This window comes from Rhodococcus sp. Q, assembly GCF_005503035.1.
Taxonomy (GTDB): Bacteria; Actinomycetota; Actinomycetes; order Mycobacteriales; family Mycobacteriaceae; genus Rhodococcus_G.
The window spans coordinates 65453-79427 of sequence record NZ_SCOY01000011.1 but is presented as its reverse complement, the minus strand read 5'-3'; the positions used below and the strand labels follow the sequence as shown (position 1 = coordinate 79427).

The following is a 13975-nucleotide window of genomic DNA, read 5'->3' as shown; positions in this document are numbered from 1 at the left end:
GTCGGCGCGGCCAGCTACCATGGTCGTGGGGCGCCGCCCGATCACCCGGCCAATCGGAGGGATCACGAGGACGCGGCGACCCACTGACAATGTGCGCGCACCTGATCCACAGGTCTTCCTCCCGCGCCGCGCCGAGACCCGATTCTCCGCGCAGGGCAGCAGGACCAGCGACCAGTGGACGAGGTCAACGGCGAGAGTCGGACCTGGGCATCACCCAGCGGCCGACAACCGGCCTGGCCCAGCTCGTGCGCGCGTGCCGACGAGGAAGGCCAGAGCACTGAGCAAGATCACGATCGACCACGAGGACGACGCCAGCGAGACGACGCTGTCCGCCCAGCTCGACAACACCCACACCCCACCCACCTTCGCCGAACTCGGTGTCCGAGACGAGATCGTCCGGGCCCTCTCCGAGATCGGCATCGAACGCACCTTCGCGATCCAGGAGCTCACCCTCCCGCTGGCACTGGCAGGTGACGACCTCATCGGTCAGGCCCGCACCGGTATGGGCAAGACCTTCGGATTCGGCGTCCCCCTTCTGCACCGCATCTCGAGCGCCGTCGCAACCGCCGACGACGCCGACGAGGACGCGCGACCCGGAACCGCCCCGCTCGACGGCACCCCGCGTGCGTTGGTCATCGTCCCGACCCGCGAACTGTGCATCCAGGTCACGGGCGATCTCGTGAACGCGGGCAAGCACCTGCCGGGCAGCAACGGCCGCAAGCTCGAGGTGCTGTCCATCTACGGCGGCAGGCCGTACGAGACCCAGATCGAGGCGCTTCAGCGTGGCGTCGACGTCATCGTCGGCACTCCCGGCCGCCTGCTCGACCTCGCCAAGCAGGGTCACCTGATCCTCGGCAAGATCGGCGTCCTGGTCCTCGACGAGGCCGACGAGATGCTCGACCTCGGCTTCCTGCCGGACATCGAACGCATCCTCCAGATGGTGCCCGACGCGCGCCAGACGATGCTGTTCTCGGCCACGATGCCCGGCCCGATCATCACCCTGGCCCGCACGTTCCTGACTCGGCCGACGCACATCCGCGCCGAGGAGCCGGAGTCGTCCGCGGTGCACGACCGCACCAGCCAGCACATCTACCGCGCTCACGCGCTGGACAAGGCCGAGATGGTCGCGCGGATCCTGCAGGCCGAGGGCCGCGGCGCCACGATGATCTTCACCCGCACCAAGCGGACGGCGCAGAAGGTCGCCGACGAGCTGAACGAGCGTGGTTTCTCGGTCGGCGCCGTGCACGGCGACCTCGGCCAGATCGCCCGCGAGAAGGCACTCAAGGCGTTCCGCACCGGCAAGGTGGACGTGCTGGTGGCGACCGACGTCGCCGCGCGTGGCATCGACATCGACGACGTCACGCACGTCATCAACTACCAGTGCCCCGAGGACGAGAAGACGTACGTCCACCGGATCGGCCGCACGGGTCGCGCAGGACGCACCGGTACCGCCGTGACCTTGGTGGACTGGGACGACATTCCGCGTTGGCAGATGATCGACAAGGCGCTCGACCTCGGGGTCCCGGACCCCGTCGAGACCTACTCGAGCTCGGAGCACCTCTACGCCGAGTTGAGCATCCCCACCGACGCCAAGGGCACCGTTCGGAAGCCGAGAACGGAACGCGCACAGAACGTTTCGTCCGAGTCTGCCCCGGCATCCGAGGACGGAACCGCCGCCGCACCCGAGGGCGGTACCGCCGCCGAGCGGCCGCGGCGCACCCGCTCCCGCAAGCGCACTCGCGGTGGCCGCACCGGCGACACCGCCAGCACCGCGCCCGCCGACACGTCGTCGGAGACCGTCGCACCGGAGCCCACCTCCCCCAGCGGCGACGCGGCACCGGCACGGCGCCGTCGCCGTCGGCGTCGCAGCACCGGTGCCGACTCGGCCTCCAGCACGGCCGCTGCGCCGGCTTCGGAGTAACCGACCACCGTGCTCGCACCCGAGCGGCGCACCCGCGCCGACGTCCTGGCCGCATGCGGTATCGCGGTGCTGGTGGTGGTGTCGGCCGCAGTGATCTGGCTGACCGGTGACGCTCACGGCACCGAGTCGGCCGTCGCCGACACTCCAGTTCCGCCCGCGGAGCCCGCGCTCGCGGTACCCGACACGCTCGTCGAGGCGTGGCGCGCCAACAGTGACACCACCCCGACCCCCGTGGTCGCGGGTGGTGTCGCCGTCACCGGCAACGGTGACACCGTCACCGGACGAGACGCTGTCACCGGCCAGGAACTCTGGCACTACCGCCGGGACCGGGCACTCTGCGGAGTCGTCGGCGCATGGAACACCGCGGTCGCGGTCTATCCCGACGGGCGCGGCTGCGGACAGGTGACCCAACTCGACGGGTCGACGGGTATCCGCCAGGCACAACGGTCGAGCGATGCCGACGACCCGGTCACGCTCTCGCAGGACGGCACCTATCTGACGTCCTTCGGCGACGCCCGGTTGGAGGTGTGGCGGTCAGACCTCGTTCGCACCCTCGAGTACGGGCGGGTGGACGCACCGGTGAACCCCGGGGCACAGCCACGCTCCGGATGCACGCTGCTGTCCGCCGCGTCGAGCAGCAGCCGACTGTCGGTGCTCGAGTCGTGCCCCGGCGATCCGGCGATCCGGCTCAGCATCCTGAACCCGGCGCCCAAGGAGAACACGGCACCGCAGGAGTACGGCTCGGTCGTGCTGGGCACCGAGGGCGACACCGCCGACGCCCGCGTCCTCGCGGTCTCCGGCGAACGAACGGCCGTCTATCTTCCCGCGACCGCCGACGCCGCGGCCGCTGTCGTGGTCTACGACGGCACCGGTGTGGAGTCGGCCAGATTCCCCGCCCCCGCCGACGTCTCCCCCACCACGGCCGTCGAACGCACCGGATCGTTCTTCAGCTGGTGGACCGGGTCGCAGGTGATCGCTCTTCGCACAACGGATTTCACCCCCGCGTGGACGGTGCAGGACGCGCTCGGTCCCGGCACCCAGATGGCGGGGCGATTCCTGGTCCCCGTGACCGGGGCGGTCGCGGTGATCGACACGACGACGGGCACCGAGGTCGAGCGGATTCCCGTGTCCCGCAACGAAGAACCGATCCGGATGGGCGGCCGGCCGATCACCTCGGCAGCGCTCGGCGACACGCTGCTCGAACAGCGCGGCGACGAACTCGTCGCCCTACGCGCCGACGGCTGAGTTCACGCGGCGCGCTGTCACTCGGCGGTGAAGGTGCGCAACTCGACTCCCTCGTCCCAGTGTTCGACGAGGTTCCGCGCCAGCTCACGGTAGGCCTGCGCGCCCTTGTTGCCGCGCCCGGCGAGGACGGTCGCGCCCGATGCACTCGCCTCGGCGAACCGGACGGTCCGCGGAATCGGCGGTGCGAGCACCGGCAGGTCGTAGCGGTCGGCGACATCGGAGAGGACGTCGCGGCTGTGCGTGGTTCGCGCGTCGTACAGGGTCGGCAGCGCACCGAGGAGCGCCAGATCCGGGTTGGTGATCTGCTGCACCTCGGTCACCGTCCGCAACAGTTGCCCGACACCGCGGTGCGCCAGCGTCTCGCACTGCAGGGGCACCAGCACCGCATCCGCAGCCGTGAGACCGTTGAGCGTCAGGACGCCGAGCGACGGCGGGCAGTCCACGAGGACCACGTCGTAGTCGTCGCCGAGCGTCGCGAGGGCCCGTTTCAGCGTGAACTCGCGGCCGGGACGCATGAGCAGGACGGCTTCGGCCCCGGCGAGGTCGATCGTGGCGGGCACGAGCGCGAACCCCTCCTCGGTGTCGACGACGACGTCCCGCAGCGCGTGGCTCCCCGTCAGCACGTCGTGGACCGATCTCTCGAGCCGGTCCGGATTGTGCCCCAGCGAGAAGGTCAGGCATCCCTGCGGATCGAGGTCCACGACCAGGACCTTCCGGCCCAGGCCTGCCAGCGCGGCGCCGAGCGACGCCACCGTCGTCGTCTTCGCGACCCCACCCTTTTGATTCGCCACCGCGAGCACTGTCGTCACGGCAGTGATCTTTGCGCACTCGTGACGCGCCCGCGACCGGCGCGCCCGAGATCGCCCGCGATCACGACCTGAGATGATGCGCGGGTGGATGTCATCGTGCCGGACCGGCAACGTGCGCGGATCGTCGTTCTCCGACACGGACTGACCGAGTGGGCGGCGGCCGGCCGACACACGGGACGCACGGATGTGCCACTCACCGCGGACGGGGAACGGCAGGCCCGCGCGGCGCGGGCCCGAATGGACGCGCTCGAACTGCACGATCCGACGACGCTGTGCAGCCCCCGTGACCGTGCCGTACGCACGGCCGCGCTCGCAGGCCTGAACGCCCGCGTGTGGGACGAACTCGCCGAGTGGGATTACGGGCAGTACGAAGGCCTCACAACCTCGGAGATTCGCGCCCGGGTGCCGCACTGGACGGTCTGGACGCACCCGTGCCCCGACGGGGAGGACGCGGAGGCGGTGGAGTCCCGGGCGGACATGGTGCTCGACGTCGCCGAAGCACATCTGCCCGACCGTGACGTCATCCTGGTCGGGCACGGCCACTTCTCCCGCGCTCTGATCACCCGATGGGCGGGGCTGCCGATCGTCGAGGGTCGCCGATTCGCCATGTCGCCCTGCGGCATCACCGTGCTCGGGTACGAACGCGGGGTGCGGCAGGTCGCCTCCCACAACATGTCCTGAGAAGGAAAGAGGTACAGCATGATTCGCCGCATCGAGCCCGGGGACGTGCCCGCGGTCACCGGCCTGGTGTACGAGCTCGCCGAGTACGAGAAGGCGCGGCACGAGTGCACACTCACCGAGGACCAACTCACGAGGGCACTGTTCGGCGCCTCCCCTGCCCTGTTCGGGCACGTCGCAGTCCAGGACGGCGCCGTCGTCGGGACGGCGCTGTGGTTCCTGAACTTCTCCACGTGGGACGGGGTCCACGGCATCTACCTCGAGGACCTCTACGTCCAGCCGGACCATCGCGGCAACGGCCACGGCCGCGCGCTGCTGGCGGCGCTGGCCCGCGAATGCGTCGACCGCGGGTACAGCCGCCTGGCGTGGTCGGTGCTGACCTGGAACACGCCGTCCATCGAGTTCTACGAGTCGCTCGGTGCGAACGCCCAGGACGAGTGGCTCGGCTACCGGCTCACCGGTGACGCGCTCGCGTCGCTGGCGTCGCCTGCCTGACAGGTCGACGTCAACTGACCCCCTGGGCAGCAGTCAGCGCTCGGAGTCGCCGTACTCCTCCGCCATCCATCGGGACGTCGGCGACGAGAACAGGCACACCAGCGCGGGCACGACGACGATGCCGAGGAGCACGCCCAGGACCGGCCGGTGGGAGTCCGTCAGGAGTGACCACACCACGGGAAGCAGCAGGAGCTGCGCGACGACGGCGATGGCGCGTCCCCATCGGCGGCCACGGAGCAGCGCGATGCCCCCGGCGAGGACCGCGCCGCCGAGAATGACGAACCAGGCCGCCGTCCCGTACGGGTTCGCCGCGTCCTGGTCGTGACCGAGGAGCCCACGGATCACCAGGACGACCGCGATGACGACCGCGACGGCGCCTTCCAACGTCACCAGCCCTCCGGCCCATCGAACGGTGGCGGGACTGGTCTGCTGCGCGGGTGACTCGGACACGGCGCCAGCCTATAGAACGACCACTGCGGGTCGGTGCGGCCCCGGACTCGGCCCCCGCATGCCCTAGGCTCGGAACCCGTGCGTGCGCTGCTGATAGTCAACCCGAACGCGACCTCGACCACACCCGCGGCGCGTGACCTGCTCGCTCACGCACTCTCCAGCCGGGTACAGGTTCGCGTGGTCCAGACCACCCACCGCGGCCATGCCGCGGAACTGGCTCGCCGCGCCCACCTCGACGGCACCGGACTGATCATCGTGCACGGCGGCGACGGGACGGTCAACGAGGTCGTGAACGGCCTGCTCGGCGCCCCCGAACCCGGGGCGATGAGCGCGATGACGATCGGACCCGTCCCACCGCTCGCGGTGGTTCCGGGCGGGTCGGCGAACGTCTTCGCCCGATCCCTCGGCATCGACCCCGACCCCGTGATCGCGACGAACCAGCTGATCGAGCTGCTCGAGCTCCGCGAGCGGCGGCAGATCGGCCTGGCGCACTGCGACGGCCGCTGGTTCACCTTCAACGCAGGCCTCGGGCTCGACGCGCAGGTGTGCGAGGCGATCGACGTCGCGCGGGCGAAGGGCCACGCCGCGACCCCGTCTCGCTATGTACGTACGTCGGTCCGCGCCTTCTTCCGCACCAGGGGTCTCGCACCGACGTTGACGGTGGAGGTCCCGGGATACGATCCCGTCGACGGCGTGCACTACGCGTTCGTCTCGAACTCGAGTCCGTGGACGTACCTGAACAGGCGTCCGGTGGCGGTCAACCCGGAGACGAGCTTCGACACGGGACTCGGCGTGTTCGCCATGCGGTCGATGGGCGTGGCGGCGAGCCTGCCGGTGGTGCGTCAACTCCTGACGCCGGGGTCGAATCCCAAATCTCGCAAGCTGTTTCGCATCGACGACACCCCCCGGGTGCGGATCACGTCCACCACGCCCATCGGACTGCAGATGGATGGCGACTACATCGGCAAGCGCACGGACGTCGAGTTCGTGGCCGTCCGGAACGCGCTGACGGTGATCGCCCCGAGTCGGGGCTGAGCCAACCCGCCGCGAACCGCCGCAGCCGGGGCTGGAGGATACCTGCGCAGCGACGCCGCCGGACCCACTCTCAGAGAAAGTTCAGAAAAAAGCATACTCCATACTGCAAAGTGGCCGGCGGCGGGGTACAAAGTAATGCAGACCACATCGGGTAACCGGCAAGAGTGAGTTACCCCACGGACGGGCCATTTTCTATTGACTTCCAGCGTGTTCGTGAAAGCATTCACAAGCAACAGCGCGGAAACATTTCACCTTCTGCGCATGAATGACGCGAGACGGTTCGGTGTCATGAACACCAGGACCGCAGGTGCTTCGAAGCACCACAAGTAGACAAAACGACACGGTGCACACGCACCCGGTAAAGGAGTAGAAGGATGGACTGGCGCCACAAGGCAATCTGTCGGGACGAAGACCCGGAGTTGTTCTTCCCCGTGGGCAACAGTGGACCGGCCATCGCTCAGATCGCGGACGCCAAGCTGGTGTGCAACCGCTGCCCCGTGACCGCCGACTGCCTCTCGTGGGCACTCGAGTCCGGCCAGGACGCGGGCGTCTGGGGCGGCATGAGCGAAGACGAGCGTCGCGCTCTCAAGCGTCGCAACGCACGCACCCGGGCACGCAGCGCAGTCTGACACCCGATCCACAAGTGGGGCCCGGCACCGAAAGGTGCCGGGCCCCACTTGTATTCACGACCCACCAAGCGAGCCTCCTCCGAACGCTGCAGCGAGCATGCGCGCCCCGCGCGTCAGATTCGCTGGGAAGCGCGGCGGCCCAACGGAACCCGGAGCTCGGCGTCCGTTCCCCCACCTGCCGCGGGCCGAATCGTGAGTGACCCAGCCAGTTCCGCCGACACCAGCGTGCGGACGATCTGCAGTCCGAGACTGTCCGACTTCTCGAGGCTGAACTCCTCGGGCAGACCCGCGCCGTCGTCGTGGATCACGACGTCGAGCCAGCGGGCGGATCGGGCCGCCCGCAGCGTCACTGTCCCCGCCTGGCCCGGCTCGAAACCGTGCTCGAACGCGTTCTGCACCAGTTCGGTCAGAACCATCACCAGCGGTGTCGCCCGCTCCGCGGGGAACACACCGAAGCTGCCGATTCGGCGCATCTGCACCTCACTGTTGACCACGGCCACGTCCGCCATGATCGGCACCAGCCTGTCGACGACCTCGTCGAGATTGACCTCCTCGTCGACGGACATCGACAGGATGTCGTGCACCAGCGCGATCGACGTCACCCGGCGCACCGACTCGCTCAGCGCCTGCCTCACCTCGTCGTGCTGGGTGCGCCGAGCCTGCAGGCGCAGCAGCGCGGCGACCGTCTGCAGGTTGTTCTTCACCCGGTGGTGGATCTCGCGGATCGTCGCGTCCTTGCTGAGCAGCGCCCGGTCACGGCGCTTGACCTCGGTGACATCGCGGATCAGCACCACCGCACCCGCCGGCTGGCCGCCGGGCCGCAGCACCAGGGTGCGTAGGAGCACGATCGCACCTCGCGCCTCCACCTCCATCCGCTTGCCCGCCTTGCCCGCGAGGGCCTCCCGGATGTCGGTGGCGACATCCTGCGCGTCGAACGGATCGGTGACGAGGGTGCGGGTCACCGACGCGAGATCCCGACCCTTGAGCGTCGTCGTCGTGAGGCCCATCCGGTGGTAGGCCGACAGCGCGTTGGGACTGGCGTAGACGACGGTGCCGTCCGGGTCGAGGCGTATGAAGCCGTCGCCCGCCCGAGGACTCGAGAGGATCTCTCCGTGCTCCTCAGGGGTCGGGAACGTGCCTTCGCTGATCATCTGGCACAGCTCGGCTGCGCAGTCCAGGTAGGCGACCTCCAGCGGACTCGACTGCCGCTGCTGAGCCGGATTCGTGTCGCGGCTGAGGACCGCGATGACGTCGCCGTTGCACCGAACCGGGATCGCCTCCCGCCGCACCGGAGTCTCGGTGTCCTGCGGGTTGTCGGGCAATCGGACGATCCGCCACTCCGTCAACGCCTGGCGTACGTGCGAATGCCGGTCCGCGGACACCTGCCAGCCGACGGCGTCCTCGGCGAACGCGGTCGGCGCTGTCGTCGGCCTGCACTGGGCGACGCACACCAGTTCCGGCCCCGACGCCACCGCCTCGTCCTGGTCCGTCGGCACCCAGAGCAGGACGTCCGCGAACGACAGGTCGGCCAGCAGTTGCCACTCCCCGACAACCCGCTGCAGGTGGTCGACGGCGTCGCCGGGAAGGTCGGTGTACTCGGCGAGGAGATCGCTCAGCGTCGACACAGTGACCGCGCCCCGGCGGTCAGGCGATCACGGCGATGAGGTCACCCTGCTGGATGACGTCACCGACGGCGACATCGACCGAGGCGACGGTGCCGTCGACCTCGGCGATCACCGGAATCTCCATCTTCATCGACTCCAGGATCACGAGGGTGTCGCCCTCCTTGACCTCGTCGCCCGCGGTGACGACCACCTGGAAAACGGTGGAAACCATCTCGGCACGCACGTCCTCGGCCATCGAGTACCTCACTTGTCTAGACCTGCCAGTGGAAGAACAGCCAACCACACATGGAAGAATGGGCCCGAGCGAGTCGCAAAGAAGGGAGACAACCATGGGAAAGCGTGGCCGCAAGAAGCGTAGCCGCAAGGGCAGCGCCGCAAACCACGGCAAGCGTCCCAACGCCTGAGCGTTGTAGACAACAGCCTCACGCAGGGCCGGACACCTTCGGGTGTCCGGCCCTGCGTCGTCTCCCCGTCGCCCGAGCCGAGACCAGTCGGCCAGCCCCCTTCGGGCCACCGACGTGCCCGGCCGGCTGACCCGCCCCGATTGGCGGCTACTGCCGCAGGCGAGCGTGCAGCCGGGCCGCCTGCCGAGTCAGGTGGTCACGCTCGGCGAGGCTGGTCGCCTTCGCGGCCGCCTCGGCGTAGAGCACTGCTGCAGCTGCGAGATCCCCGTCCTGTTCGCGCAGGTATGCCGCCACCGCCGCATGACGGGGCAGCGACTCGTCCAGTTCCGCGAGGGCCGCGAGTCCCGCTCGCGGCCCCTCCGCCTCCCCGACCGCGACGGCGCGGTTGAGCCGGACCACGGGACTGTCGGTGAGCCGCACGAGTTCGTCGTACCACTCGACGATCTGTACCCAGTCGGTCTCGTCGACAGTGGGGGCGTCGGCGTGCAGTGCCGCAATGGCGGCCTGCGCCTGGAACTCACCGAGCCGATCGCGGACGAGCACCGACTGCAGGACCGCGACCCCCTCGGCGATCGACGCGGTGTCCCACCTGCTGCGGTCCTGCTCTGCGAGGGGGATCAGGCTGCCGTCCATGGCAATTCGCGCGGAGCGCCTCGCGTGGTGCAGCAGCATGAGGGCGAGCAGCCCCGCCACCTCCGGATGGTCGATCACGGATGCGAGCTGACGGGTCAAGCGGATCGCCTCGGCAGCGAGATCGACCTCGCCGGAGTAGCCCTCGTTGAAGACCAGGTAGAGCACACGCAGCACCGTGGCGACGTCGCCGGGCCGGTCGAATCGCACGCCGGAGATCGTCCGCTTGGCGCGACTGATCCGCTGCGCCATCGTCGCCTCGGGCACCAGATATGCCCGCGCGATCTGGTGGGTCGTCAGGCCACCGACCGCGCGCAGCGTCAACGCGACGGCGGACGACGGCGTCAGCGACGGGTGCGCGCACAGGAAATAGAGCGCGAGGGTGTCGTCGACCCGAGACGCCGGGCCGGGCGCAGGCTCAACCTCGACGACGTCCTCGCGCCTGCGTCGTGCCGTGTCCGCGCGGGTGGCGTCGAGAAATCGGCGCCAGGCCACACTGACCAACCAGCCCTTCGGGTCGCGCGGCGGGTCCGTGGGCCACACGCGGATCGCATCGACCAGCGCATCCTGCACGGCATCCTCGGCCGCCGCGAAGTCCGCTCCGCGGCGGACGAGGATCCCGAGAACCTGGGGCGTGAGGTTCCGGAGCAGGACCTCGTCCACCGGAAACGTCACTCCGTGACGATCGGCGGCGCGGTCAGGAAGGGTCGCACTTCCAGCCACTCGTGAATCGGCTTCCCGCCTGCGCCCGGGGCAGCGGACAGTTCCCCGGCGAGTTCGACGGCGCGGTCACGACTGTCGACGTCGATCACCATCCACCCGGCGATCAGATCCTTCGTCTCGGCGAACGGGCCGTCGGTCACCGGAGGCCGGCCCTCCCCGTCGTACCGGACCCACATCCCCTCGGCGGCAAGGGCCTGACCGTCGACGAACTCGCCGGACTCCTCGAGCCGAGCCGCGAAATCGTTCATGTACTGCATGTGGTCCGAGATCTCGTCCGGTGTCCACCGGTCCATCGGAACGTCGTTGACCGCTTCGGGTGCGCCGCGGTAGTGCTTGAGCAACAGGTACTTCGCCATGACGATTCTCCTCGATGCCGGTGCGACCCATTCTGGTCGCCTTCACACCGGGGACGGAGCCGCGGACCGATTCTCGACACCTCCGTGTCGACCACGTGCCCGGGAAGCGCGGCAGGGCCGGGACACTGTTCGTGTCCCGGCCCTGTCGCGAACGCCTCTACTGCCCCGGATCGACCCGCGTGACGATCGTGGTCTGCGTCAACTGGATTCGCAGCCGCTGCCGCAGACTGTCGGGCGCGTGTTCGCCGCCGCACTTGCGGGCCAGCAGCGACTTGACCTTCGCCTCGATGCCGTACGCCTCGAAGCAGGAGCCGCAGTCCTCCATGTGCTGCTTCAGACGCGCCCTGGTGCGCTCGTCACACTCGTTGTCGAGCATCAGCCACACATCGGCGATGACGGCGGAGCAGTCGAGCTGCTCGAATTCGTTCTGCTCGCTCACCGGGACGCCTCCTGGTCCGGTCCGGCGGTGGCAGCGGCCTTCTCCGCGGCACCACGGTTGAATCCACGTTCGCGCGCCACGTCGGCGAGCAGGCCCCGCAGCTGCTTGCGGCCGCGGTGCAGACGCGACATCACGGTGCCGATCGGCGTGCCCATGATGTCGGCGATCTCCTTGTACGGGAAGCCCTCGACGTCCGCGTAGTAGACGGCCATCCGGAACTCCTCCGGCAACTGCTGGAGCGCATTCTTGATGTCGTCGTCGGGCAGTGCGTCCAGCGCCTCCACCTCGGCGGACCGCAAGCCCTGTGAGGTGTGCTCGGCGGTCGCCGCCAACTGCCAGTCGGTGATCTCGTCCGTCGGGTACTGCGCAGGCTGGCGCTGCTTCTTGCGGTACGAGTTGATGTAGGTGTTCGTCAGGATGCGGTACAGCCAGGCCTTGAGATTGGTGCCCGCCTTGAACGAGCGGAACGCCGAATACGCCTTGATGTACGTCTCCTGCACCAGATCCTCGGCGTCGGCCGGGTTCCGCGTCATGCGCAGCGCCGCGCCGTACAGCTGGTCGAGCAGCGGCAACGCGTCGCGTTCGAAACGCTCCGTCAGCTGGGCCTCGGACTCCTCGGCCGCGGGCGCGGCATCAGCCGGTCCGCTGTCGTGGGGTTCGCTCGGGTCGTGGGGCACGGTGATCCCTTCGCTCTGGTCGGAAATCCAGGCTACCGCCACCCCGCCTCCGACACCGCGACCTGCACCCCCACTCGCGGGACGCTCCAGGCACTGCACCGACACCGGCGACTCCTCTCGACACGAACCAATGCACGGTGCAACGCTCCCCCTGCGACGACTGTTCCCGCCCGACCTAGTGTGTTGGGTCATGGCAGGCTCCGCGACACCCGCAACCCAGGCTTTGACCAAGGCGAAGGTTCCGCACCGGGTCCACAGCTACGACCACGATCCGAGCAGCGCCTCGTACGGCACCGAGGCGGTCGACGCGCTCGCTGCGACGCTCGGACTCGACGCCGCGCAGATCTTCAAGACGCTGGTGATCAAGACCGCGGACGGCAAGCTCGCGGTCGCGGTGCTGCCGGTTCCGGAGAAGCTCTCGCTCAAGGCCGCCGCGGCGGCGCTCGGGTCCGGCAAAGCGGTGATGGCGGACCAGGTCGAGGCGCAGCGGTCCACGGGCTACGTGCTCGGAGGCATCTCCCCGCTCGGACAGCGCAAGAAGTTGCCGACGGTGATCGACGCGTCGGCGACCAACTGGGATCGGGTGCTGTGCAGCGCAGGGCGTCGCGGCCTGGAGATCGACCTGGACCCGACCGACCTGGTCCGACTGACCGGGGCCGTTCTCGCTCCGATCACCGCAGGCTGACTCGTCGGAATACCCACCGCACCCAGATCGTTGCCCCTGACAACAATCTGCCTGCGTACGAAAGCGAGCTTGTCGTGACCGTTCCCCTGTCCATCCTCGACCTGGCACAGATCGGCGCGGGCGAAAGCTCCCGGGACAGCCTCCTCGCCAGCACGCAGATGGCCCAGGCCGCGGAACGTCAGGGCTACAGCCGGATCTGGTACGCCGAGCACCACAACATGCCCGCGATCGCGTCGTCCGCGACCACCGTCCTCATCGCACACATCGCCGCGAACACCGAGACCATCCGCCTCGGCTCCGGCGGCGTGATGCTGCCCAACCACTCCCCGCTGACCATCGCCGAGCAGTTCGGCACCCTCGCCGAGCTGCACCCCGGCCGCATCGACCTGGGGCTGGGCCGCGCGCCCGGAAGCGACCAGCAGACGATGCGCGCGCTGCGTCGCGACCCGTCGTCCGCCGACTCGTTCCCGCAGGACGTCCTCGAACTGCAGGGCTACCTGACCGGCCCGTCCCGCATCCCCGGCGTCGAAGCCACGCCGGGCAAGGGCACCGACGTGCCGCTGTACATCCTCGGGTCGTCACTGTTCGGCGCGAAGCTCGCGGCGATGCTCGGCCTGCCCTACGCATTCGCCTCACATTTCGCGCCCAACGCCCTCGACGACGCCATCGCGATCTACCGGCGCGAGTTCCGGCCGTCCGCGCAACTGGCCGAGCCGTACGTGATGGCGGCCGTCAACGTCATCGCCGCCGACACCGAGGACGAGGCGCAGCGCCTCTTCACCGCGACGAAACGGCACCGAGTCGCGCTGTTCGTCGGCCGCGGCCGCACCTTCACTCCCGAAGAGACCGACATGGTCCTCGAATCGCCTGCCGGCCAGCAGGTACTGCAGATGCTCAAGTACACCGCCGTCGGCACGCCCCGGCAGGTCCGCGACTACCTCGACGCGTTCACCGAGCAGACCGGCGCCAACGAGCTGATCGTGGCGTCGTCCGCCGTCGAGCGGCCCGCGTGGCTGCGCTCCCTCGAGCTGGTCGCCGAGGTCAGCAACCTGACCGCCCTCGCCCGCTGACCCAACCTCCCCGTCCCACACCGCCCGCACTTACTCCTGAATGGCCCACCCATTCAGGCTGACCGAATGAATGGGCCATTCAGGAAGTAAGGCGGCGGAAGAAC

Annotated in this window: 17 protein-coding genes; 9 read left to right on the top strand and 8 right to left on the bottom strand. The window is 69.2% G+C overall.

Annotated elements, in window-relative coordinates; all coding sequences use genetic code 11:
• Positions 1–253: 253 nt before the first annotated feature.
• The gene (locus FFS72_RS13505; RefSeq protein ID WP_137874413.1) at positions 254–1921 is read left to right on the top strand and encodes a DEAD/DEAH box helicase; all 1668 of its coding nucleotides are present in this window, start codon (positions 254–256) and stop codon (positions 1919–1921) included.
• A gap of 9 nt (positions 1922–1930) precedes the next feature.
• Positions 1931–3166, top strand: coding sequence for an Rv3212 family protein (locus FFS72_RS13500; RefSeq protein ID WP_137874412.1), 1236 nt, complete (start codon positions 1931–1933; stop codon positions 3164–3166).
• 17 nt (positions 3167–3183) lie between these two features.
• On the opposite strand, the gene FFS72_RS13495 is transcribed toward FFS72_RS13500, so the two are convergent.
• Positions 3184–3975, bottom strand: a complete 792-nt coding sequence (locus FFS72_RS13495) for a ParA family protein (RefSeq protein ID WP_137874411.1) — start codon at positions 3973–3975, stop codon at positions 3184–3186.
• 84 nt (positions 3976–4059) lie between these two features.
• Here FFS72_RS13495 and FFS72_RS13490 point away from each other — a divergent pair, with 84 nt between their 5' ends.
• Positions 4060–4656 (top strand): acid phosphatase, encoded by a 597-nt coding sequence (locus FFS72_RS13490; RefSeq protein WP_137874410.1) that lies wholly within the window; start codon positions 4060–4062, stop codon positions 4654–4656.
• Positions 4657–4674: 18 nt separating this feature from the next.
• Positions 4675–5148 carry a GNAT family N-acetyltransferase gene (locus FFS72_RS13485; protein WP_137874409.1) on the top strand — a complete coding sequence of 158 codons (474 nt, stop codon included), beginning with the start codon at positions 4675–4677 and terminating at the stop codon, positions 5146–5148.
• Positions 5149–5181: 33 nt separating this feature from the next.
• Here the strand turns inward: FFS72_RS13485 and FFS72_RS13480 are convergent, their stop codons facing one another.
• Positions 5182–5598 (bottom strand): hypothetical protein, encoded by a 417-nt coding sequence (locus tag FFS72_RS13480; RefSeq protein ID WP_137874408.1) that lies wholly within the window; start codon positions 5596–5598, stop codon positions 5182–5184.
• A 78-nt stretch (positions 5599–5676) separates the two neighbouring features.
• On the opposite strand from FFS72_RS13480, the gene FFS72_RS13475 reads away from it, so the two are divergent.
• Both FFS72_RS13475 and FFS72_RS13470 read left to right on the top strand, forming a co-directional pair.
• The gene (locus tag FFS72_RS13475; protein WP_137874407.1) at positions 5677–6633 is read left to right on the top strand and encodes a diacylglycerol/lipid kinase family protein; all 957 of its coding nucleotides are present in this window, start codon (positions 5677–5679) and stop codon (positions 6631–6633) included.
• Between the two features lie 374 nt (positions 6634–7007).
• Entirely contained in the window at positions 7008–7262 is a 255-nt protein-coding gene (locus tag FFS72_RS13470; RefSeq protein ID WP_007537924.1) for a WhiB family transcriptional regulator, read from the top strand.
• A 113-nt stretch (positions 7263–7375) separates the two neighbouring features.
• On the opposite strand, the gene FFS72_RS13465 is transcribed toward FFS72_RS13470, so the two are convergent.
• Positions 7376–8887 (bottom strand): sensor histidine kinase, encoded by a 1512-nt coding sequence (locus tag FFS72_RS13465; protein ID WP_137874406.1) that lies wholly within the window; start codon positions 8885–8887, stop codon positions 7376–7378.
• Between the two features lie 19 nt (positions 8888–8906).
• Complete coding sequence (locus tag FFS72_RS13460) at positions 8907–9122, bottom strand: biotin/lipoyl-binding carrier protein (RefSeq protein WP_050065209.1); 216 nt, start codon at positions 9120–9122, stop codon at positions 8907–8909.
• Positions 9123–9216: 94 nt separating this feature from the next.
• Between FFS72_RS13460 and FFS72_RS27120 the strand changes: the two genes are divergently transcribed.
• Entirely contained in the window at positions 9217–9291 is a 75-nt protein-coding gene (locus FFS72_RS27120) for a 50S ribosomal protein bL37 (RefSeq protein ID WP_095887907.1), read from the top strand.
• 147 nt (positions 9292–9438) lie between these two features.
• On the opposite strand, the gene FFS72_RS13450 is transcribed toward FFS72_RS27120, so the two are convergent.
• From FFS72_RS13450 to FFS72_RS13435, 4 genes are all read right to left on the bottom strand, one after another.
• Positions 9439–10584 (bottom strand): RNA polymerase sigma factor, encoded by a 1146-nt coding sequence (locus FFS72_RS13450; RefSeq protein ID WP_137874450.1) that lies wholly within the window; start codon positions 10582–10584, stop codon positions 9439–9441.
• Between the two features lie 8 nt (positions 10585–10592).
• Positions 10593–11000: a YciI family protein gene (locus FFS72_RS13445; RefSeq protein WP_137874405.1), complete on the bottom strand. Its 408-nt coding sequence runs from the start codon at positions 10998–11000 to the stop codon at positions 10593–10595.
• A gap of 157 nt (positions 11001–11157) precedes the next feature.
• Positions 11158–11439 (bottom strand): mycothiol system anti-sigma-R factor, encoded by a 282-nt coding sequence (gene rsrA / locus FFS72_RS13440; protein WP_050064706.1) that lies wholly within the window; start codon positions 11437–11439, stop codon positions 11158–11160.
• Complete coding sequence (locus FFS72_RS13435; RefSeq protein WP_050065208.1) at positions 11436–12116, bottom strand: sigma-70 family RNA polymerase sigma factor; 681 nt, start codon at positions 12114–12116, stop codon at positions 11436–11438. Before FFS72_RS13435 ends, rsrA begins: the two co-directional genes overlap by 4 nt.
• Positions 12117–12306: 190 nt before the next feature.
• On the opposite strand from FFS72_RS13435, the gene ybaK reads away from it, so the two are divergent.
• Both ybaK and FFS72_RS13425 read left to right on the top strand, forming a co-directional pair.
• A complete protein-coding gene (gene ybaK / locus FFS72_RS13430) occupies positions 12307–12801 on the top strand; it encodes a Cys-tRNA(Pro) deacylase (RefSeq protein WP_137874403.1) in 495 nt (164 codons plus the stop codon).
• A gap of 74 nt (positions 12802–12875) precedes the next feature.
• A complete protein-coding gene (locus FFS72_RS13425) occupies positions 12876–13871 on the top strand; it encodes an LLM class flavin-dependent oxidoreductase (protein ID WP_137874402.1) in 996 nt (331 codons plus the stop codon).
• Positions 13872–13975 lie beyond the last annotated feature (104 nt).